At 72.5% G+C, this 20,606-nt stretch carries 19 protein-coding genes; 8 read left to right on the top strand and 11 right to left on the bottom strand.

Annotated features, from left to right (window positions below; genetic code table 11):
• Nucleotides 1-54: 54 nt before the first annotated feature.
• Genes ABZX67_RS04165 through ABZX67_RS04130 form a run of 8 tightly spaced genes read right to left on the bottom strand, consistent with a single transcriptional unit; the run spans nucleotide 55 to nucleotide 8,304 of the window.
• Nucleotides 55-1,029: an ornithine cyclodeaminase family protein gene (locus ABZX67_RS04165; RefSeq protein ID WP_355354188.1), complete on the bottom strand. Its 975-nt coding sequence runs from the start codon at nucleotides 1,027-1,029 to the stop codon at nucleotides 55-57.
• Complete coding sequence (locus tag ABZX67_RS04160; protein ID WP_355354185.1) at nucleotides 1,026-2,264, bottom strand: aminotransferase class I/II-fold pyridoxal phosphate-dependent enzyme; 1,239 nt, start codon at nucleotides 2,262-2,264, stop codon at nucleotides 1,026-1,028. Before ABZX67_RS04160 ends, ABZX67_RS04165 begins: the two co-directional genes overlap by 4 nt.
• Nucleotides 2,261-3,220, bottom strand: a complete 960-nt coding sequence (locus ABZX67_RS04155; protein WP_355354182.1) for an alpha/beta hydrolase — start codon at nucleotides 3,218-3,220, stop codon at nucleotides 2,261-2,263. The genes ABZX67_RS04160 and ABZX67_RS04155 overlap by 4 nt, the downstream gene beginning before the upstream one ends.
• A 7-nt stretch (nucleotides 3,221-3,227) precedes the next feature.
• On the bottom strand, nucleotides 3,228-4,142 hold the full coding sequence (locus tag ABZX67_RS04150; RefSeq protein ID WP_355354179.1) for a hypothetical protein: 915 nt from the start codon (nucleotides 4,140-4,142) through the stop codon (nucleotides 3,228-3,230).
• A 43-nt stretch (nucleotides 4,143-4,185) separates the two neighbouring features.
• Nucleotides 4,186-5,034: an aldolase/citrate lyase family protein gene (locus tag ABZX67_RS04145; RefSeq protein WP_355354176.1), complete on the bottom strand. Its 849-nt coding sequence runs from the start codon at nucleotides 5,032-5,034 to the stop codon at nucleotides 4,186-4,188.
• Nucleotides 5,031-5,987: a 2OG-Fe(II) oxygenase family protein gene (locus ABZX67_RS04140; RefSeq protein WP_355354173.1), complete on the bottom strand. Its 957-nt coding sequence runs from the start codon at nucleotides 5,985-5,987 to the stop codon at nucleotides 5,031-5,033. Before ABZX67_RS04140 ends, ABZX67_RS04145 begins: the two co-directional genes overlap by 4 nt.
• Nucleotides 5,988-6,001: 14 nt before the next feature.
• A complete protein-coding gene (locus tag ABZX67_RS04135) occupies nucleotides 6,002-6,553 on the bottom strand; it encodes a MaoC family dehydratase (RefSeq protein ID WP_355354170.1) in 552 nt (183 codons plus the stop codon).
• A complete protein-coding gene (locus ABZX67_RS04130; protein WP_355354167.1) occupies nucleotides 6,550-8,304 on the bottom strand; it encodes a 2-isopropylmalate synthase in 1,755 nt (584 codons plus the stop codon). The genes ABZX67_RS04135 and ABZX67_RS04130 overlap by 4 nt, the downstream gene beginning before the upstream one ends.
• Nucleotides 8,305-8,844: 540 nt before the next feature.
• Here ABZX67_RS04130 and ABZX67_RS04125 point away from each other — a divergent pair.
• Both ABZX67_RS04125 and ABZX67_RS04120 read left to right on the top strand, forming a co-directional pair.
• Nucleotides 8,845-9,042 (top strand): hypothetical protein, encoded by a 198-nt coding sequence (locus ABZX67_RS04125; protein WP_355354164.1) that lies wholly within the window; start codon nucleotides 8,845-8,847, stop codon nucleotides 9,040-9,042.
• 64 nt (nucleotides 9,043-9,106) lie between these two features.
• Nucleotides 9,107-10,783, top strand: coding sequence for a class I adenylate-forming enzyme family protein (locus tag ABZX67_RS04120; protein ID WP_355354161.1), 1,677 nt, complete (start codon nucleotides 9,107-9,109; stop codon nucleotides 10,781-10,783).
• Here the strand turns inward: ABZX67_RS04120 and ABZX67_RS04115 are convergent.
• Complete coding sequence (locus tag ABZX67_RS04115) at nucleotides 10,758-12,056, bottom strand: M6 family metalloprotease domain-containing protein (protein ID WP_355354158.1); 1,299 nt, start codon at nucleotides 12,054-12,056, stop codon at nucleotides 10,758-10,760. The genes ABZX67_RS04120 and ABZX67_RS04115 overlap by 26 nt on opposite strands.
• A 260-nt stretch (nucleotides 12,057-12,316) precedes the next feature.
• Here ABZX67_RS04115 and ABZX67_RS04110 point away from each other — a divergent pair, with 260 nt between their 5' ends.
• From ABZX67_RS04110 to ABZX67_RS04100, 3 genes are all read left to right on the top strand, one after another.
• Nucleotides 12,317-13,222, top strand: coding sequence for a LysR family transcriptional regulator (locus tag ABZX67_RS04110; protein ID WP_355354155.1), 906 nt, complete (start codon nucleotides 12,317-12,319; stop codon nucleotides 13,220-13,222).
• An 84-nt stretch (nucleotides 13,223-13,306) separates the two neighbouring features.
• On the top strand, nucleotides 13,307-13,870 hold the full coding sequence (locus tag ABZX67_RS04105; RefSeq protein ID WP_355354152.1) for a cysteine dioxygenase family protein: 564 nt from the start codon (nucleotides 13,307-13,309) through the stop codon (nucleotides 13,868-13,870).
• Nucleotides 13,870-14,922: a putative sulfate exporter family transporter gene (locus ABZX67_RS04100; RefSeq protein WP_355354149.1), complete on the top strand. Its 1,053-nt coding sequence runs from the start codon at nucleotides 13,870-13,872 to the stop codon at nucleotides 14,920-14,922. The genes ABZX67_RS04105 and ABZX67_RS04100 overlap by 1 nt, the downstream gene beginning before the upstream one ends.
• 11 nt (nucleotides 14,923-14,933) lie before the next feature.
• On the opposite strand, the gene ABZX67_RS04095 is transcribed toward ABZX67_RS04100, so the two are convergent.
• Nucleotides 14,934-15,431 (bottom strand): MarR family transcriptional regulator, encoded by a 498-nt coding sequence (locus ABZX67_RS04095; RefSeq protein WP_355354146.1) that lies wholly within the window; start codon nucleotides 15,429-15,431, stop codon nucleotides 14,934-14,936.
• A gap of 138 nt (nucleotides 15,432-15,569) precedes the next feature.
• Here ABZX67_RS04095 and ABZX67_RS04090 point away from each other — a divergent pair, with 138 nt between their 5' ends.
• Together ABZX67_RS04090 and ABZX67_RS04085 are read left to right on the top strand one after the other, a co-directional pair.
• Complete coding sequence (locus ABZX67_RS04090; RefSeq protein WP_355354143.1) at nucleotides 15,570-16,340, top strand: class III extradiol ring-cleavage dioxygenase; 771 nt, start codon at nucleotides 15,570-15,572, stop codon at nucleotides 16,338-16,340.
• A gap of 99 nt (nucleotides 16,341-16,439) precedes the next feature.
• Entirely contained in the window at nucleotides 16,440-18,692 is a 2,253-nt protein-coding gene (locus ABZX67_RS04085; protein WP_355354140.1) for a VCBS repeat-containing protein, read from the top strand.
• Here ABZX67_RS04085 and ABZX67_RS04080 read toward each other — a convergent pair.
• A complete protein-coding gene (locus ABZX67_RS04080; protein ID WP_355354137.1) occupies nucleotides 18,689-19,216 on the bottom strand; it encodes an N-acetyltransferase family protein in 528 nt (175 codons plus the stop codon). The genes ABZX67_RS04085 and ABZX67_RS04080 overlap by 4 nt on opposite strands.
• Before the next feature lie 150 nt (nucleotides 19,217-19,366).
• Between ABZX67_RS04080 and ABZX67_RS04075 the strand changes: the two genes are divergently transcribed.
• Nucleotides 19,367-20,380 carry a sigma-70 family RNA polymerase sigma factor gene (locus ABZX67_RS04075; protein WP_355354134.1) on the top strand — a complete coding sequence of 338 codons (1,014 nt, stop codon included), beginning with the start codon at nucleotides 19,367-19,369 and terminating at the stop codon, nucleotides 20,378-20,380.
• Nucleotides 20,381-20,606 lie beyond the last annotated feature (226 nt).

Raw genomic sequence — 20,606 nt, 5'->3', positions numbered from 1 at the left:
GTGTGTCCCTCTTTTTGTGCGGTGGTGTCCCCGTCGCCGGGGCTGACTGTGTGTTCAACGGGCGGGGTCCGCCGCCCGGAACTTCCCCGCCTCGTCCGGGTGACGGACCAGGTGGGCGCAGGTGATCAGGTCGAGGTACGCGCAGCCCGTGGAGGCGAAGACCGTCCGCCGTCGCGCGAGGTCCCCGGGTGCGTCGGGTGTGTCCAGGGCGCTCAACTCGAGGGCGCCGGCGTGGCTCTCGCCCGCCTCGGCGATCGCCGTGCGCAGATCCTCGACGATCACGACGCTGTCGCGGAGCAGCGCCACCGGCACCTCCCGGGAGGTGGTGGTGTGCGCGCCCACGCAGTTGATGTGGACGTGGTCGGGGAGCCGCGCCGAGATCGGCAGCGGCTCCACCGAGGTGGTCGCGGTCGACAGGATGTCGACGCCGTCGCTCGCCCGCTCGGCGGAGTCGCACAGGACGACGCGCGGCGGTCTGCGGTGCCGCTCCCCGGCGGCGTCGGCGATGGCGTGGGCGAAGGCCCTCGCGTGGCGCGGGGTGCGCGACCAGATCCGTACCTCCTCCAGGTCGCGCACCGCGGACACCCCGAGGAACTGCTGGCGGGCCTGGACGCCCGAGCCGATGACGCCCAGCACCCGGCTGCCGGGTGCGGCGCACCGGTCGGTCACCAGGGCGGTGACGGCGGCGCACTTGAGGTTGGTGACGGTGGCGCCGTCCAGCGTGCCGAGGAAGCGGCCGGTGGAGACGGAGAACATCGGCACGACGGACGTCACGGTCGAGCCCCGGCCGGCGACAGGGGAGGCCACGATGGTCGCGACCTTGTTGACGTACAGGTCGTGGTCGGGCGAGACGGCGGGCATGGAGAGGAACTTCGCGCCCGAGGCGTCCTCGACCGTCTCGCGCGGCGGCACCAGCATCCGCGCGACGGCCCCGTCGCGCAGCGCGTCGCGCATCGCCCCCGCCAGCGCCCGGATGCGCGGCAGGGACGACACGGCGGAAGCGGCGGCCGAAGCCTCGGCCGGCGTCATGCGAATCCGTCCAGGACGTCCTCCAGTACGGTGACGAAGCGCTCCGTCATCGCGGCCGTCATGTCGCCGCGCAGCATCAGCCGGATGCCGGCCTGCCCGCGCGGCACCACGGGGAAGAACATCGCCGAGCAGTAGTAGCCGCGCCGGTACAGCTCGGTGGCCAGCCGCACCGCCCGGTCGTTCTCGCCCACGGTGACGAACTTGATGTGCGAGCCGGTGCCCCGGACGCCGCGGTCCTTCATCCGCCGGTCGAAGAGCGCGATGTTCTCGGCGAGGCGCCGCTGGCGCACCCCGAGTTCGGGGGACCGGTGGACGGCGATGCTGCCCAGCGTCGTCCCGATAGCGGCGGTACGCAGCCCCTGGGACCAGCCCATCGGCCCGGAGCGGTACAGGAAGTCGAACCGGCTGGAGGCGCCCAGCATGGCGATGCCGCCGGTGGAGCCGAACGCCTTGGCCGTCGAGGCGACGATCATGGTGCGCTCGTCGAGCTCCCGGAACACCGAGCGGGCGTAGCCCTCGCCGTACGGGCCCTGCGTGGACAGCGCGTGCGAGTCGTCGAGGTAGACGTACAGCCCGTACCTCTCCTGGAGCGTCCGGATGCCCTCCAGGTCGGCGAGGCCGCCGGTGGAGTAGGCGCCCTCGCACACGTAGGCCACGCGCGGGTAGCGCCGGCAGACGTCCTCCAGGAAGTCCATGTCGTTGTGCGGGCAGGTCAGCACCAGCGTCTCGTCGGCGACGACCGGCTTGACGAAGTTCATCGAGAAGTGCGCGAACCGGTCGAACACGACGACCAGCGGATCGGTGCCGGTGAGGTGCCCCGACCCGAGCAGCGGCAGGACGGCGGAGCTGAGCACGCCGCACGAGATCGACGGCAGCACCCGCGTCCCGAACAGCGCCGACAGCTCCTCCTCCAGCCGGTGCGCGGCGTCCAGCCGGATGCGGAACTCGGCCATGGCGAGCCCGGTGACCCGCTCCTCCCGCAGGGCCGTCACCCCGGCCTCGACGACCGTGGGGTGGCTGTTGAGACCCAGGTACGAGCAGGAGGCGAGGTTGAGGAACTCGTGCCCGGTCCGCACGTCGCGGAGCCGGTTCTGGCCGTGCGTGGCGTCGACGCGGATGTCGAGCATGCCGTGGTCGGCGGCCAGCTGCCACGCGGACTCGCTCGCCGGGACCATGCGCTGGTTGTTCCGGAACCGGTGCGGCCCCATGACGTCCTCGATGCCGGTCCCGGTCACCGCACCGCCTCGGGCTCGCGCTCGGCCCCGGGCTCGCGCTCGGGCGACTTCAGGAACGCGCCCAGCCGCGCCAGCGCCTCGCGCGCCTTGGCCAGCCGCGTGTGGTGCAGGTGCCACACGTGCACCATGCCCGGCCACACCTCCAGCGTGGCCGGCACCCCGGCGGCGGCCAGCTTGGCCGCGAACCGCTCGGCGTCGCTGTGCAGCATCTCCCGCTCGCCCACCTGGATGAGCACCGGCGGCAGGCCGTGCACCTCGCCGTAGAGCGCCGAGACGTACGGCGTCTCGGGCGCGGTCCCCGCCAGGTAGGCCGCCGCGACGTCGTCCACCACCGACCGCGTGATGAGGGGGTCGATCGCCTCCTTCGACGTGAAGGTCTCGCCCGTGCCGGCCAGGTCCACCCACGGCGAGACGCAGGCCGCGGCCCGCGGCATCGGCAGCCCCTGGTCCCGCGCGGCGAGCAGCGACGCGAACAGCAGGCCGCCGCCCGCCGAGTCCCCGGCGACGACGACCGACCCGGGCGCACGGCCCTCGGCCAGCACCGCCTTGTAGACGGCGACCGCGTCCTCCAGCGCCGCCGGGTACTTGTGCTCCGGGGCCCTGCGGTACTGCGGGTGCAGGAAGGCGCAGCCGGCGCTGCGCGCGGCCTCGGCCACCATGGAGCCGTGGCTGCGCTGCGTACCGAACACGTAGCCGCCGCCGTGCAGCCAGATGCCGATCCGCGCGGGGTCGGCCCCCGGAGGGGTGAGGAGGTACGCGGGTACGCCGCCCACCTCGCACTCCGAGACCCGGACGTCGGCGGCGACCGGCGTGCCCCACCGGTCGTAGAAGTCCCGGCCCTCGAAGAGGTCCTCGGGCCATTCGTCGGCGCGCAGCAGGTCCAGCAGGTCCGCCAGTTCGCGCTCGTCCGCGGCGCTCATGCCCGGTACGTCGCCCGGGCGGTACGGGAGTGACATGGGGGCCTCAGTTTCCGAGTGCGACGGCGCTCACGCCACGGTGGTAGCGCTCGTGGTCGGGGGTGCCGGCGTCCGGCACGGTGACGTGGACCTCGGGCATCGGGAGCCGGTAGTGCGCGTACCAGGTGTTCAGGTTCCGGCCGTCGGAGAACTGGAGCTCGATGTGGCGCAGCGGGCGCTTGCCGGGCTTGGCCGGGTCCGTCAGGGTCGGCGCGGTGCCGGCGTGGGCGAGGCCGCCGGAGACCTCGTTGTCGAGGACGACCATGGCCATGTCGTCGCTCAGGTCGACGTCGACGGCCACGGCGAGCGCGTGGTCGGCGAGGATGGCGTCGGCGTACTCCTGCTTGACGGCGACGTTGTAGCTGTGCGGCATGAGCTCGACCAGGTCGGCGGGGTCGACGCCGTTGCGCCGGCAGAACTCACGGGTGTCGCACACGATGGGCCGGCCGCCGGTGATGTTGGTGTTGGGGCCGTAGACGTTGCCGATGAAGGTGGTGGCGGCGTCGAAGTGGACGCACTTGGTGGTGAGGAACTCGCGGGACTCCGTGTGGTCGGAGTTGGGCGTGAAGCTGGTGTTCTTGTTGAACCCGTCCACGTCCATGGAGGCGACCTGGTCGTACCCCATGGGGACCGGGGTGTGCTTGGTGAGGTCGACCTCGGCGGTGAAGGCGCGGAAGAGCGCCTCCAGGTAGTCGCGTGCGGCGGCGGCGTGGGCCTCGTCGTGGATGTCCATGCCGTGCCGCGCGAGCAGGGCCCGCACGCCGTGGCAGACGGCAAGGCCCTCCCCGTCCGCGACGAGGTCCACCACGCGCGTGATCAGCTCGGTCGGCACGGAGCCGAACCGGCCGTCGGTCACCTCCACGTCGTAGCGGGAGACGTCCACCATGGCTTCGTTCACGATCTCTGTCAGCGGGGTGCTCACAAGGTCCTCCACGGGTGCGGGGTACGGGGGTCGGGGGACGGCGTCAGCGCACGGGCCGCGCCGCGCCCTCGTGCAGCGCGAGCATGCGCCGGGCCTTGAGGACGAAGGGGGGTGCGAGCACCCGGTCCTTGCTGACCGCGAAGCCCGCCTCGTTGGCCTCGTAGTCCTTGATCGTGTGGCGGTAGCCGTCGAGCTCCTCGGGGGTGACGGTGAACGTCTCGACGATCGCCTCGACCTGCTTGGGGTGGATGGCCGCCTTGCCGGTGAAGCCGCACCGCTTCGCGGCCTCGCACTGGGCGCGGACCACGTCCATGTCCCACAGTTCGAAGGAGTTGGTGTCGATGACGGGCAGGCCGTAGCGGGACGCGGCCACGCACATCCGGACCCGCGCGTGGGCGAGGTACGACTCGTCCGGCGCCCACATCTCGGCGGCCAGGTCGGCCTGGCCGAAGCAGAGGCCGTCGCTGGCGGCGGCGATGTCGAAGACGTTCTCGACCGCGTCCACGGTCTCGATGAAGCTGCATATCTCCGGCGGCCGGGGCAGGTCGGACAGCAGCGACCGGTAGATGGCGACGTCGCGTCCGGCGGCGACCTTCGGCACCAGCACCGTCCGTACGGGCAGGCCGCCGATCTCGCCGCCGAGTTCCAGGAGCCGCTGGAGGTCGAGCAGCCCGTCCAGCGTCTCCACGCTGTTGACGCGCACCGACACCCCGGACAGCCCGGTCCCGGTCAGGTCGGTCTCGCCGAGCCGCCGGCGGGCGAGCGGCTTCTTCTGCTTCGGGACGGAGTCCTCCAGGTCGAGCACGAGCGCGACGGACTGCCGGGGCACGTGCTTGAGCAGGGTGTCGACGCGCGACGCCGGTACGTAGAAGAGGCAGGGGTCGACGTTCACGCCTGCTCCTCCCGTCCGAAGAGCGCGTTCATCTTCCGCAGGGAGAACGTCTCGTAGCGGATCGGCTCGTACGCCGCCGGGCGCTCCCGGGTGAACTTCGGGAAGGCCTCGATCACCGCGTCGTCGTTGGCCAGCTTGAAGAAGACGATGGACTGGCGCGGCCGGTCGACGAGCCGGACGCGGTGCGGGGTCGACACGTACTCGTCGTTCGACCAGCGCGCCATCAGGTCGCCGATGTTGACGACGAACCAGTCGCGCTCGGGTACGTCCACGTCGATCCAGGTGCCCGACAGGTCGCGCAGCTGGAGCCCGGGGCCGTCCTCGGTGAGCAGGGTGATCAGGGTGCCGTCGGTGTGCTCGCCCATGCCCTGGTCGTTGGCGAACTCCTGCCGGACGCCCGGGTAATACTGCGAGCGCAGCGAGTCGTTGGACCGGTCGGTGCGGGTGGCGAAGAAGTCGCGGGGCAGCTCCAGGGCGATGGTCAGCAGCTCGGTGAGGCGCGCCGCGAGGGACTCGCAGGCGGTGAAGTAGGTCTTCAGCGCGGCGCGCAGCGCGGAGCCGCGCTCGTCGGCGGGGAAGGGGAGTTCCTCGGCGTCGTCGAGGACGAGCCGCCCGACGCTGAACTTCTCGACGTAGTCCGCCGGCATGCCCTGCCTGCCGGTGTAGGCGTAGGCGTTCTCCGACAGCAGGGCGCTGTAGCCGTAGGGGCTGTAGTCGTTGTCGCCGCGCGCCGTGCTCGTCCGCATCGGCAGGGCGTTCTTCTCCGCAGCGGGGCGCCGGAAGAAGTCGAGGGACAGCGCGTAGGCGTCGTCGAAGACCCGGCGGTCGATGCCGTGGCCGCGTACGACGAAGAAGCCGACCTCGGTGCAGGCCCGGGAGATCTCGTCGGCGACCTTCTCCTCGCCTCCGTCCGCCGTCGCCTGTTCGAGGTTGATCACCGGAAGTGCGGTCATGGGCGTCTCCTGTCTCAGAGCTGAGGGTCGGTGACCGGGTTGCCCGGGTTGCGCAGGGGGGCCAGGAGGGTGCGGTCGAACGCGATGACCTGGACCCCGTCCTGGTTGCGGCCCACCGTGTGGACGGTGACGACGCCCTCGCCCGGCCGGCCGGCGGAGAGGCGCTTCCCGGTGATCGTGGTCTCGGCGTAGAGCGTGTCCCCGACGAACACGGGGGCGGTGAGCCGGACCCTGTCCCAGCCGAGGTTGGCGACGGCCTTCTGGCTGATGGTCTTCACCGTCATCCCGTTGACGATCCCGAAGGTGACCAGGCTGGAGACCAGCAGCTTCTTGAACGGGGTCTCGGCGGCGTAGACCTCGTCGATGTGGAGCGGGTGCTGGTTGAGGCAGAGCAGCGAGCTCCAGATGTTGTCGGTCGCGGTGATCGTGCGCCCGGGCCGGTGCTCGAAGACGTGGCCCACGACGTAGTCCTCGTAGGACAGCCCGTCGTCCTCGCGGAACCGCCCGGGTTCCAGCTCGACGTACGACGACGGCGCCGACCGCGCCTCCCACGTCGGGTCGCTCATCGGGCTCCCTCCCGGGGCCCGGCCAGGTGCGGCACCGGCGCCGTGTCGTCGGTGCGGGCGCCGGCGCGGTGCAGCGCGGCCAGCACCGCACGGACGGCGGCGGCGTGCGCGGTGGCGCCCAGGCCCACGCCCCACACCGGGCGGTGCTCCACGAGCACCCGGGCGTAGCAGGCGTGCGCGGCGCCGGTGGCGGGCCCGGCCTCGCCGTGGACGAGCCGGTCCGCCTCGGCGCGCACCCCGCGGGCGCGGACCGCTGCGAGCAGCGCGCCGATCGGATCGCCGTCGGTGTCGTCGCTGCCGCCGCCGTCGGCGTCACGTGCCGCGAAGGGGGCCCAGGCGCCGATGTCGCCGTACTCGGCGCGGAAGGTGTCCCAGATCCGGTCCGGCGCCACCTCGGCCCCGGTCACGTCGGTGACCCGCTGGATCACCCCGGCGAAGTCGGCCCGCAGCCCGGCGGGCAGGTCGAGCCCCCACCCGGTGCGCAGGACGTGCGCGATACCGCCCTTGCCGGACTGGCTGTTGACGCGGATGACCGGCTCGTAGCCGCGGCCGATGTCCCGGGGGTCGATCGGCAGGTAGGGCACTTCCCAGGGCAGGTCGCGGGCCGGTGTCCCGGTCTCGGCGGCCCGGGCCTCCAGGTGGGCGAGTCCCTTGGCGATGGCGTCCTGGTGGGTGCCGGAGAAGGCGGTGAAGACGAGGTCGCCGGCGTAGGGGTGGCGGGCCGGTACCGGCATCTCGTTGCACTCCTCGACGACGGCGCGGATCGCTGGGATGTCGGACAGGTCGAGCTGCGGGTCGACGCCGCGGCTGAGGAGGTTCAGCGCCAGGGTGACCAGGCAGACGTTGCCGGTCCGCTCGCCGTTGCCGAACAGCGTGCCCTCGACCCGGTCGGCCCCGGCCGCCAGCGCGTACTCGGCGGCGGCCACGGCCGTGCCCCGGTCGTTGTGCGGGTGGACGGAGAGGATGATGCCGTCGCGCCGGTCGAGGTTGCGGTGCATCCACGCGATCTGGTCGGCGAAGACGTGCGGCGCGTGCGTCTCCACCGTGCTCGGCAGGTTGAGGGTCAGCGGCCGCTCGGGCGACGCGTCGACGATCTCGGCGACGGTGTTCGCGATCTCCAGCGCGAACGCGGGCTCGGTGACGTTGAAGGTCTCCGGTGAGTACTCGAACCGGATGTCCCCGTCGGCGCGGTCGGCGAGGCGCACCATCCGCAGGGCGCTCTCCCGCGCCAGCGCCAGCACGTCGGACGGCGTCATCCGGAAGACGACGTCCCGCCACAGGCACGCCGTCGCGTGGCAGAGGTGCACCACGGCGCGGTCGGCGCCGCGTACGGCCTCGAAGGTGCGGTCGATGAGGTCGGGGCGGGCGGGGGTGAAGACCGTGATCGTGACGTCGTCGGGTAAGTCGTCACCGGTGACGAGCCGGCGTACGAACGCGAAGTCGTCCTCGCTCGCCGAGGGGTAACCGATCTCGATGTCCTTGAACCCCATGCGGACCAACAGGTCGAACATCGCCCGCTTGCGCCGGGGGTCCATCGGGTTCGCCAGGGCCTGGTTGCCGTCGCGCAGGTCCACCGAGCTCCACAGGGGGGCGCGGTCCGGGGGGTTGTCGAGCCAGGTGCGGGAAGGGGGCCCGGTCAACTCCGGTGCGGCGGGCCGCCGGTAGCGGTGGACCGGCATCCCGGACGGCCGTTGGGGATTCCACCAGGGCGTCGGGGCCGTGGGCTCGCTGGTGGACGGTGGTGGTGTCATGGGTGCTCCCTCGGCGAACCTGCGTGTGTTTCACGAACAGTGCGTCTCGGGCTGTCCGGGACGAGGGACAGGGCTGTGGGCCGAAGGCGGTCGCCCCAGATGTGGTGGAAAAAGAGGTCTCGGAGTGCGCTGCAGGAACGTTCCCCCCGTTCTGCACGCCCCCGAAGTTCCTGTTATGGAAAAGGTCTCATCGGTCGGCAGGAAACTAGCGACAGCGGTTCAGGGGTGTCAAGGTGCTGGCAACCCGCCCCGCGGCCGCTTCTCGATGGTTGCCCATCAACGATCACCGCGCTGCCGAGATGGCCAAGAATTGCGAGGTTGGCCGGATCCGTACGGCCGCTGTTCCGCCCCGGAACACCAGCACTCACGGGCCGTCAGGACCTTGGAGCGGCGGGTGCGGACGCGTGAGCGGCGGGTGCCCGAGTGGCTGGATGTCCGCCTTGCGCGTCCGCGATCCGTGCCGCAGCCCGTGTTCCGCACGGCGTTCCGGGGCGCAAGCCGACTTATCGCGTGCGCGAGCGGAGCGGCACTCGCTGTCAAATGCTCCGGCGCGACGTACGCGTCGGCGTGAGCCTGGACGGCACGACGCGTGACCGCGACCGCAACCGGCGGTTCGCGGACGGGCGCGGCAGCCACGCGGCGGTCGCCGAGGGGCTGCGGGCGCTCGGCGCGGTGGAGAACCGGCACCTGTATGCCGAGCAGGCCGAAAATGAGTGGTACCTACAAGCACTTGCTTGACGGGGCGGTGCGCTCCCGCATAGCGTCGCCCGCAGCAGGTGAGCAAGCGCTTAGGAGGGCGAGGGTGCCGCACCCCGATCGGTCCACGGACGGCCTGGCGACCGCGTTGACCGCCGTGACGGCGTTGACCGCGCCCGGCGCGCCCTTCGCCGTCACGGCGGACCAGGACGGCCGGCTCGTGTACGCCGCCGGGCCGCGCACCCTGCGCGAGTTCGCCGAGACCACCTGGGCCCACGGCGAGCGGCCGTTCCTCGTCGCCGAGAGCCGGAGCTACACGTACGCCGAGTTCTTCGCGGCCGCCTGCGCGCTCGCCCGGCGGCTCACCGAGGAGTACGGGCTGCGCCGCGGCGACCGTGCCGTCGTCGCGATGCGCAACCACCCCGAGTGGCAGATCGCCTTCTGGGCGGCGCAGCTGGCGGGCCTCGTCGCCGTACCGATGAACGCCTGGTGGACCGAGGAGGAGTTCGCGTACGCCCTCGACGACTGCCGGCCGCGCGTGCTGCTGGTCGACGGGGAGCGGGTCGCGCGCGTACGGGAGTGGGCGCGGGCGGCGGGCGTGCGCGGGGTCGTCTTCCACGGCGAGGCGGAGCAGGGTTTCGAGCGGTACGAGGACCTGCCCGCGCCCGACCCGGCGCTCGGACCGCCGGACGTGGAGGTCCGGCCCGAGGACGACGCCACCATCATCTACACCTCCGGCACCACCGGCCGCCCCAAGGGCGCGGTCGCCACACACCTCGCCCAGGCCGGGGCCGCGATGAACCCGCGCTACCAGGCGGCGGACGCCGCGCTGCGGCGCGGCGAGGTGCCGGGGCTGGGGCCGGCGCCCGTGACGCTGATGACGTTCCCCTTCTTCCACGTCGCGGCGTTCACGGCGTTCTACTCCGCCATGGCGACCGGCGGCACCCTGGTGCTCATGCGGAAGTGGGACGCGGCCAAGGCCCTGGAGCTGATCCACGAGCACGGGGTCACGCACTACGCCGGGGTCCCGGCGACCGCCCTGCAACTGCTCGACGCGGCGGAGGAGAGCGGGAAGGGACTCGGCCCCCTCACGCACCTCAACACCGGCGGCTCCGCCGCCCCGCCCAGCCTGGTCGCCCGCTGCCCCGGCGGCGTCGAGCCCCGCAACGGCTACGGCCTCACCGAGACCAGCGGCGGCGTCCTCGCCACGTACGGCGACGAGTACCGCAGCTTCCCCGGCGGCGCCGGGCGGCCGACCCCCGTCACCGAGGTGCGCGTCGCGGGCCCGGACGGGCGGCCGCTGCCCGACGGCGAGGTCGGCGAGCTGTGGCTGCGCGGCCAGACCCTGGTGCGCGGGTACTGGGGCGACGACAAGGCGACGGCCGAGGCGTTCACGGACGACGGCTGGTTCCGCACCGGCGACCTGGCGACGGTCCACGACGGGCGGGTCAGCGTCGTCGACCGACTCAAGGACATGGTCATCCGCGGCGGCGAGAACGTGTACTGCGTCGAGGTCGAGGCCGCGCTCTACACCCACCCCGACGTGCTGGAGGCGGCGGTGCTCGGCGTCCCGCACCCCGTCCTCGGCGAGGAGGTCGCGGCCGTGGTCCGGCTCCGGGAGGGGACCCCGGCGGCTGTCGAGGAGCTGCGGGCGCACGCGGCGCGGAGCCTCGCCGCCTTCAAGGTGCCCGCCCACGTCCTGGTGCAGGACGGGCCGCTGCCGCGCAACGCCACGGGGAAGGTGCTCAAGCGGGAGCTCAGGACGAGGTTCCCGAGCGCGTGACGCGGATCCGGTAGGTGCCGGAGCGGCGGTTCTCGGCCAGCACCGTGATCCGTACGCCGTTCTCGCGGTCGACGAAGGACTCGCCCGGCCGGAAGGGCGCGTCCGACAGCTCCGCGTGCACGTTGGGGCGGCGCGTGCAGCCGCCGCTGTCGCGGTCGCTGTCCAGGACGGTGACCGGGCCCTCGCCGGTGTTCACGTCGGACCGTACGTGGTAGATGAGGACCCCCGGCTCGCAGACCGCCTCGTCGTTGCCCTCCCGGGTGCGGACCTCGACCGCGTACCCCGTCTCCTCCGTCAGGGGTATGACCGCGAGCTTGGTGCCGTCGCCGCGGGTGGCGAGCGGGGCGAGGTCGTAGACGCGGCTGCCGGGGGACGCGGCGCACCGCACCTGGTCGTTTCCGAGCCAGCCCAGCTTCCACTTGTGCCAGCCCAGCAGGTCGTTGTTGGCGCCCCAGTCCTCGGACATGATGTCCCAGTGCCCGACCGCGCCGCCGCCGTCGGCCGTGTAGAGGTCGGGCAGGCCGAAGACGTGGCCGTTCTCGTGCGGCAGGACGCGGTAGCCCGTCTCGTGGTACGTGCCGGAGCCGTCGTCCTGGCGGCTGTAGACGAAGGACGTGTGGGCGAGCGGGGTGCCGTCCGCGTGCGGGGCCTCGGTGTTGCCGGAGAAGGTGACGGACAGGACGGTGTCGAGGGCGGAGGGGCCCGCGTTCGGCGTGACCAGGATGTTGACCAGGTCGTACGCGCTGAAGTCGACCTTCGGGTCGGCGGCCTCCACGATGTCCTCGACGAGCTTGCGGTAGCCCGGCTCGTACGGCGAACCGCGCTCTATGCCGTACTCGGCGAACGGCATCGGCATCCGCAGCCAGTCGGGGAGGGGCGCCTCGGGACGGTAGACGAGCCGTCCGTACGAGCTGACGCGGAACCAGTCGGAGGTCTGCGGGAAGAACTCGGCGTACCGCTCCATCGCCGGGCCCTCACCGGGCGCGTCCGGGAAGTCGATCATCAGGTTGAGGGCGCGCACCTCACCGGTGGAGGGGGCATAACCGGGCGGGGTGGGGATGCCCTCCGACATCTGTACGCCCACGGTGGCCGGGATCCGGCACGGGCCGAGGGCGGCGAGCTCGTCACCGGCGTTCTCGGCGGCGACGGGGCCCGCGGAGGCGCGGGAGGAATCCGGGAGGGTCGAGCTCGCCGTGGCCAGCGTGGCGAGGGCGAGCGTGGTGGCCGCCCCAAGGGCGACCGGTCTGCGTATCCGCCGGCGCGTCCGCTCCATAGGTGCTGGTCGCCTTCGGTGTCCGCGGCAGGCGGCCGGATCCGCGCTGCGCTCCTGTCCGAACAGCCTGGGCCGGGCGGGTCGCGGGCGCGCGCCGGGTGGCCCGAACGTGGGTTTTTGCGCGGACGGGTGAGGGGCGCGGGCCTCTCCGGGTTGCGGAAACGCGGCCTTTCGGGTGGCGTGGGAGTGGCCTCGAAGAGACCTGTGAACGGCCGGGAAACGTCCTTTCCGGGACCCAATTTCTCCTTATGCTTTCGAGCGTGTTCGATTCCCGGTACATCAAGACCTTCCACGAGGTCGTCCGCACCGGTTCGTACACCGCCGCCGCCCGCGCCCTCGGCTACACGCAGCCGGCCGTCAGCCAGCAGATGAAGGCGCTGGAGCGGGACGTCGGCACGCCGCTGTTCACCCGCGTCGGCCGCGGCCTGCGCCTCACCGAGGCGGGCCAGGCCCTCACCCGCCACACCGGCACCATCCTCGACAGCCTCGCGGCCGCGCAGGAGCAGATCGACGCCATCGCCCGCCTGCGCTCCGGGCGCGTACGGGTCTGCGCCTTCCCCAGCGCCGGGGCGACGATCCTGCCCGAGGCGATGGCCCGGATGGCGGACGAACACCCGGGCCTCCGGGTCGAGTTGGTGGAGGCGGAGCCGCCGGAGTCGCTGCGGATGGCCGCGCGGGGCGAGTGCGACATCACGCTGGCCTTCAGCTATCCCGGCCTGCGCGTCGAGGTCCCGGACGAACTCGCCGAGTACAAGCTGCTGGAGGACCCGCTCACGGTGCTCCTGCCCGCCGGCCACCCCCTGGCCCGCCGCCGCGCCGTCCACGTCGGCGACCTGCGGCACGAGCGGTGGATCGCCGGCTGCGCCCGCTGCCGCGCGAACTTCCTGCACGTCTGCGCCGAGGAGGGCTTCACCCCGGACATCGCCTGCACGACGGACGACAACCTGGTGATGCAGAGCCTGGTGGCGGCGGGCGTCGGCGTCGCGCTGGTCCCGGCGCTGGTGCTGTCGTTCCTGTGCCACACGAAGGTCACCGGCCGGATGGTCGAACCGCACACCCGCCGCCAGGTGTACGCGTACGTCCTCCGCGACCACCTGCGGATCCCGGCCACGTCGCTGGCGCTGGAGGCGATCGTCGCGGTGGCGGAGGCGAAGGTCGGCTGCTGAAGTCGCCGTCCATAAGCGGGCGTTGGGGGCCCGCCAACGAACTCTCCTTGGACGGAGCCGGCCCGCCGGTCGGACGCTCCCGCCATGACCACCCCCTCCATCGCTTCGCTGGAACCGACGGCCACCGCCCGTCTGCGGACGCTCGTCGGCGAGGTGCGCGCGACCGTGGGCCGGGGCCTGCCGCCCGGGCCGACGGCCCGGCTCGTGGCCGAGCGCCTCGCCCCGCACCTCGGCGCGCCGGACCTGCTCACCGCCGCCCAGTGCGAGGGTGACCCCGCCCGCTACCGCCAGCACGTGCTGCACGCCGAGCCCGACGGCTCCTTCTCGCTCGTCTCCCTCGTCTGGCTGCCCGGCCAGGCCACTCCGGTCCACGACCACGTGGCGTGGTGCGTGACCGGCGTGCACCAGGGCGAGGAGCACGAGCGTCGCTACCGGCTCGTGCCGGACGGCGACGCGGCGCGGCTGGTCGCCACCGAGGACGTGGTCAACGCGCGGGGCACGGTCGCCGCGCTCGCGCCCCCCGGCGACATCCACCTCGTACGGAACGGCGGCACCGAGACCGCCGTGTCCCTGCATGCGTACGGCGCCGACGTCACGCGCCTCTCCACCAGCATCCGGCGCGTGTACCGGCTGCCGGCGGACGCGTGATGACCCTCCTCGGCGCGCGGACGGCATCCGGAAGACAAGCCCTGGCCGCCGGGCCGCTGCGGCCGCTGCCCGGGCTCGCGCTCGCCGCCGGGGGAACCGGTGCCGCGTGGCTGGCGCACCGCGCCCTGCCCTCCGTGCCGATGCTCACCGCCGCGGTCGTCCTGGGCGTCGCCGCCGCCCACACCCCGGGGCTGCGCAGCGCCGTACGGGGCCGGGGCCGGTGCCGTCCGGGGCTGGGCCTGGCCGCCAGGCGGCTGATGCGGCTCGGGGTCGTGCTGCTCGGGCTGAAGCTGAGCCTCGCCGACGTGCTGGGCCTCGGCTGGCGCACGGTCGCGATGGTGCTCGCCGTCGTGGCCGCCACCTTCGGCGGCACGTGGTGGCTGGGGCGCCGGCTGCGGCTCCCCGGCGACCAGCCGCTGCTCATCGCCGCCGGGTACGCGATCTGCGGGGCCTCCGCGATCGGTGCGGTGGGCGCCGTGCGCGACAGCGACGAGGACGACGCCGCCGCCTCCGTCGCGGTGGTGACGCTGTGCGGGACGCTCGCCATCGGCGTACTGCCGCTGCTCCAGGGGCCCTTGGGCCTGACGGACGAGCAGTTCGGGCGGTGGGTCGGCGCCGGGGTGCACGACGTGGGCCAGGTGGTGGCCGCCGCGCAGACCGCCGGTCCGGCCGCCCTCGGCGAGGCCGTCCTGGTCAAACTCATGCGGGTCGCGCTGCTGGCCCCGCTGGTGGCGGCCCTGGTCGTGGCGTCCCGCCACCGCGGCCGGCCCGCCGGGCCTGCCGACCTGGCACGCCCGCCGCTCGTGCCGCTCTTCGTCGCCGGGTTCCTCGCCATGGTGGCGCTGCGTACGACGGGCCTGGTCCCCGCGCCCGTCCTCGCGGCCGCCGGAACGGCCCAGGAACTGCTGCTCACCGCCGCCCTCTTCGCCCTCGGCAGCGCGGTCCACCTCCCGAGCCTCGCGCGGACGGGCGCCCGGGTGGCGGCGCTGGGCCTCGCGGCGTGGGTGCTGGTGGCGGTGGCGGCGTACGCGGGGGTGCTGTTCGCCTCCTAGCGGCTGGCCCGCTAGCGCAGCCAGGGCAGGTCGGCGCCCGGCTCCGAGGGCTGGAGCCCCTCCGCCATCAGCCGCATGATCTCGCCGAGCTGCTCGATCTGCTCGGGGCTGAGCCGGTCGAAGATGGCCTGCCGTACGGCGGCGACATGGCCGGGGGCGCTGCGCTTGAGGACCTCGTACCCCTCGTCCGTCAGGTAGGCGTTCTGTCCCCGCTTGTCGGAGGGGCACTCCTCGCGGCGTACCCAGCCGCTCTTCTCCAGGCGTGCGATCGCGTGCGAGAGGCGGGAGCGGGTGATCTTGGCCCCCTTGGCGAGCTCGGTCATGCGCATCCGGCGGCGGGGCGCCTGGGAGAGCTGGACGAGGAGGCCGTAGTAGATGTGCGGCATGCCGGCGTCGCGCTGGAGCTGGCGGTCGAGGTGGTCCTCGAGCAGCGTGGTGGCGTGCAGGTAGGCGCGCCAGACGCGCTGCTCGTCGTCGCTGAGCCAGCGCGGGCCGTCGTGATCGCTCATGCATCCCACTCTACGTCTCTTGAAAGTTGAACTAGATAGCTGTTACGGTCGGAATCCGTAGAGATTTAACTTTCAAGTACTGCTGTCGCGTACCGGCTGCGCGTAGTGTCGGAACCATCGACCCGGGAGTCGACCGTCATGACCCGGATGCCCGCCCTCTACCTCTCCCACGGCGCGCCCCCGCTCGCCGACGATCCCGTCTGGCCCGGCGAGCTCGCCGCCTGGTCGGCCGCCCTGCCCCGGCCCACCGCGATCCTCGTCGTCTCCGCCCACTGGGAGGAGGCCCCGCTCGCCCTCGGCGCCACCACGACCGTGCCGCTCGTGTACGACTTCTGGGGCTTCCCCGCGCACTACTACCGGGTGCGGTACGCCGCACCCGGCGCGCCGCACCTCGCCGAGGCCGTCCGCGCCCTGCTGCGCGGGCCCGGTACGCCCGTACAGGACATCCCCGACCGGGGCCTGGACCACGGGGCGTACGTACCGCTCGTCGAGATGTACCCGGACGCCGACATCCCCGTACTCCAGATCTCGATGCCGACGCTCGACCCGGCGGCGCTGATGGACATCGGGCGCAAGCTGGCGCCGCTGCGCGACGAGGGCGTACTGATCGTCGGGAGCGGGTTCTTCACGCACAACCTGGCGGCGCTGCGGCACCAGGGCGTGCCCGGCTGGTCGGCGGAGTTCGACGAGTGGGGGCGGCTGGCCCTGGAATCCGGCGACGTGGACGCGCTGCTCGACTTCGAGCGCACGTCCCCGGCCGGGAAGCTCGCGCATCCGCGCACCGAGCACTTCGCCCCGTTGTTCGTCACGCTGGGCGCGGCGGACGCGACGGCGGACCTGGCCTCCGGGCGGAGCGTCGTGGAGGGGTTCTGGATGGGCCTGGCGAAGCGTTCGCTCCAGTTCGGGTAGCAAAAACGAGCAACGTGTGCAACCACCCTCCCTTTTCGCGTGTCTGAGTGATACGTGCGCACTGATGTGCGTGCCGCTCGCTCATCAGGAGGGACTTACTTGTCTTCCGTACGCACCACCCGCCGCCGGCTCGGCGCCTCCGTCGCCACCGTCCTCGCCGTGACGGTCGGTGCCGGCGTCCTCGCCTCGCCGGGGGCCGTGGCCGCTCCCGTGGCCGCCGCCCAGGCCGGGGCCACCACCGCGGCCGTGACCGGGGCGAACCTGCCGCTCGACGCCGAGATCGTCAGCACGGGCGACACCGGCTACCTCACGTCCCGCAAGGACGACGCCGGCAATCCGGTCCTGGAATGGCACCGGTACGCCGACGGCGCGGTGCTGCCGATCGATACGGGCACCGTGGGCCACGGCAGCAATTCCGACATCGTCGTGACCAGCGACGGCGGCAGCACGGTCTACCTGCGGGACATGAAGGACGGCGGCACCCTGTACGCGTCCTTCGACCTGGCGGCCGAGTTCAAGCCCGGCGCGAAGCTCGTCGGCGTGGTCGGCGCGAACCTCTTCGTGAGGGTTCCGACCGGCAACCAGGACTACCACGAGCTGTGGCAGCTCACCCCGGTCGACGGCGTCGCCAGGAAGACCCTGCGCCAGGGCGGCCCCTACGGCCTCGACTTCAAGGTCATCGCCTCCACGAGCGACGCCATGCTCCTCCTCAGCAGCAACCGGGTGTTCCCGAGCCCGGCGACCCGCAAGACCGAGTTCTGGATGACGCGCAGGAACGTCAACCCCGACTCGACCGTCAAGGAGGGCAGCGGCGCGAACACCGCCCTGTGGACCCACGCCTCGACGGGTGCCTACAGCGCCGACTACGAGACGTGGGTCGAGTACCGCAGCGGGGTCACCACGCTCCGCGTGGAGGGGCAGTACGTCCACCGGACGTACTCCATGGACAGCTCCATGAGCGGCGCCGTCATCGCCGGCGTCCTCGGGGACACCCTGCTCTACGGCGTCCCGGGCAAGGCGGCGGCGGCCGGTGAGACGCCGAGCCCGCTGTACGCCCGGAACGTCAAGAGCTCCACGGCCGCGCCGTACAAGCTCCTGGAGCACTTCTCCAGCGTGGCCCAGGCGCCGGACGGCGGCTACCTCGTGCGCGGCGCCACGGCCGAGGCGGACGGGCTGTTCCGGATCTGGCCCGGGGACGACGGCCGCCCGACCGCCACGCTCGTCGCGGACACGGGCCGGGTCCTGCCCGTCACCGTGATGGGCTCGAAGGTTCCCACCGCGGTGAACCTGGAGACGCCGGGCACCACGGTCCCGATGGAGTGGACCCTCTCCCGCGCCGACGCCACCGTGGACGTCACGCTCACGCACACGGCCACCGGCAAGAAGCGCACCCAGCGCCTGACCCAGCCGGTCGCCGACAAGCGCTTCGCGTACGTCTGGGACGGCCTCCTGGACGGCATCAGCGCCCCGAACGGCGCCTACACCTGGCAGATGACCGCCACCCCGGCCGACGGCACCGGCGCCCCGGCGACCGCCGCCGGGAGCTTCGAGGTCACGCGCCAGGCCAACCCGCACGACTTCAACGACAACGGCTCGACGGACGTCCTCGCGCGGGACGCCTCCGGCGTGCTGTGGCGGGACGACCTCTTCGACTGGCCGTCGAGCGGCGGCCAGATCACCCCCGCCCAGCGGACGAGGGTCGGTTCCGGCTGGCAGGTCTACAACCAGATCGAGGCCACGGGCAACCTCGCCGGCAGCCCCGTGGGCGACCTCGTCGCCCGCGACACCTCGGGCGTCCTGTGGCTGTACACGGGCAAGGGCGACGGCACCTTCACGACCCGCGCCAAGGTCGGCACCGGCTGGCAGATCTACAACAAGCTCACCGGCGGCAGCGACGTCACCGGCGACGGCCGCGCCGATCTCTTCGCCACCGACACCTCCGGCGTCCTGTGGCTCTACAAGGGCACGGGCAGCGCGACCGCCCCCTTCGCCACCCGCACCAAGATCGGCGGCGGCTGGCAGATCTACAACCAGATCACCGCCGTCGGCGACATCGCGGGCAGCGCGGCCGGCGACCTCATCGCCCGCGACACCGCCGGCGTGCTGTGGCTCTACCAGGGCAACGGCACGGGCGGCTTCGCCGCCCGCGTCAGGATCGGCAGCGGCTGGAACGCCTTCTCCCAGCTCGTCGGCGCCGGCGACGTCACCGGCGATGGCCGCCCCGACCTGATCGCCTACGGCACGAACGGCACGTACGTCTACCGTTCGACCGGCTCGGCGACGGCCCCGTTCAGCCGGCAGACGACCACGCTGTACGCGGGCGAGGGGAGCAAGTTCAACAGCGTCGCCTAGCCGTCTGTCCCGCTCAGCTCCTTCTCGTACCAGGCGACGTCCCAGTACCGCCCCAGCTTCCGCCCCACCTGGGTGAAGGTCCCGGTGTGGCGGAAGCCGAAGCGGGCGTGGAGCCGGACCGACGCGTCGTTCGGGACCGTGATGCCCGCGTAGGCGCGGTGGACGTCCTCGCCCGCGAGGGCGTCGAAGAGGCGCTCGTACAGCAGGGTGCCGATGCCGCGCCCGGCGGCCTCCGGGGCCAGGTAGACGCTGACCTCGACGGAGGTGGAGTACGCGGCCTTCGGTCGGAACGGGCCGGAGGTCGCGTACCCGAGCCGGTGATCGCCTTCGTGGGCAACCAGAAGCCGGTGCGGGCCGTCTTCAGGGTGGGAACGCAGCCACGGAAGGCGCTGTTCGGGGGTGAAGGGCGCCGTGTCGAATGTGATGGCCGTCTCACGGATGTAGTGGTTGTAGATGTCCGTGAGGGCGCCGATGTCGGCCTCCGCCCCCGCTCTGACCTGCAGATCCGTCCGTGCTCGCGGCATCAGCCCTCCCCTGGTGGCCCGAGAGGATACTGCAAGATCGCGAAAATCGGTGGGTGTCATGGGAATTCTGTCCTGATTCCGGTCGTTGTTTCCGTCGGATGCAGGGCACCCGGAAGGGTGTCGCGACACCTACTCAGCAAGGGAGCTCGCATGGCAACCCGTGCCGTCGCCCAACGTCAGTCGGCCGCGACCCGTTCCGCCGCGACCGGCACCGACCGGGGCAGCAGTGCTCGCGCCGTGGGCGGGGAGATCGCCGACCGCGACCTGGTCGGCATGTACCTGGACGAGATCGCGCGCACGCCCCTGCTCGACGCCGCGAAGGAGGTCGAGCTCTCCCAGACCATCGAGGCGGGCGTGTACGCCCAGCAGATCCTCGACGGCGAGGTGGAGAGTAAGGCGGGCGGAGCGACCCGTGAGGAGCTGGAGGCGCTGGTCGCCGAGGGGGAGCGGGCCAAGGACGTCTTCATCCGGTCCAACCTGCGGCTCGTCGTCGCGGTCGCCCGGCGCTACCCGCGCAGCGGCCTGCCGCTGCTCGACCTGATCCAGGAGGGCAACGCGGGCCTGGTGCGGGCGGTGGAGAAGTTCGACTACACCAAGGGCTTCAAGTTCTCGACGTACGCGACGTGGTGGATCCGCCAGGCCATCACCCGCTCGATCGCCGACCAGTCGCGCACGATCCGGCTCCCCGTCCACCTGGTGGAGGAGCTGGGCCGCATCCGCCGCGTGCAGCGCGAGTTCAACCGCGAGCACGGCCGCGACCCGGAGCCCGCCGAGATCGCCGAGGAGCTCGGGTCCTCGGCGGAGCGCATCACCGACGTCCTCGACTGGGCGCGCGACCCCGTCTCGCTGAACATGTCGGTCGACGACGCGGGCGAGACCCAGTTCGGCGACCTGCTGGAGGACACGTCGGCGGTGTCGCCCGAGCAGTCGGTGCTGACGCTGCTGCGCAGCGAGGAGCTCGACGACCTGATCGACAAGCTCGACCACCGCACGGCCTCGATCATCCGGATGCGGTACGGCATCGAGGACGGCCGCGAGCGCACTCTCACGGAGGTCGGCAAGGAGCACGGCCTCACGCGTGAGCGCATCCGCCAGATCGAGAAGCACGCGCTGCTGGAACTGAAGCGCATGGCCCACGACACCGGCTTCGACGCGGCGGCGTAACCCTGAGGGGGGCGCCGCTGCGCCGCTGCGCGGGGCTTTGCGCCGTGGGCGCGGTTCGCTGCCCAGGGCTCGTGCCCGGTGGACCTGGCCGCTGCGCGGTGCTTGCTGCCCGGTGGGCACAGGTCGGGTGCCGGGGGTTCCGGTGGGGGGTGGTCGGACTCTCGTTCACCGCGCTTCGCGCGAGTTCAGTCGTTTTAAGTAAGACCCCCCCCCACCCACCACAGAA

Source organism: Streptomyces sp. NPDC003036 (assembly GCF_040611175.1).
In the GTDB taxonomy this organism is placed as follows: Bacteria; Actinomycetota; Actinomycetes; order Streptomycetales; family Streptomycetaceae; genus Streptomyces.
Note: the sequence above shows the minus strand (reverse complement) of the source record. Positions and strands in the feature narration are given on the sequence as shown.